We start from the raw sequence: 239 nt of genomic DNA on the forward strand, positions 1-239 counted from the left end.
CTCGGGATCTGCAATGTTCAACGCTGTGTTCTGCCACCCGGGGACCAAGTTGGTCGACATCGAATCGGAGCCACACTGGATTCATGCACATATGTGTTTATTTGGCTCCCTCGGGCTAAATTACGGGATTTTCGAAGGTGAAACCTATGATCGTGATTTCGGGGCTGCGCACAAACCATTCTCGATCGATGTCGAATCGCTGGTTGCCCGAGTACTCGAATTCGATCGAACATCACAAT

The 239-nt window shown here is 50.2% G+C and carries 1 protein-coding gene; it reads left to right on the forward strand.

The window, feature by feature from the left end:
* Window positions 1–239 (forward strand): hypothetical protein (locus SB689_RS24110; protein WP_410694548.1); only part of this gene is annotated, 239 nt, incomplete at both ends.

The organism is Chryseobacterium sp. SIMBA_038 (genome assembly GCF_046535115.1).
Lineage (GTDB): Bacteria > Bacteroidota > Bacteroidia > Flavobacteriales > Weeksellaceae > Chryseobacterium.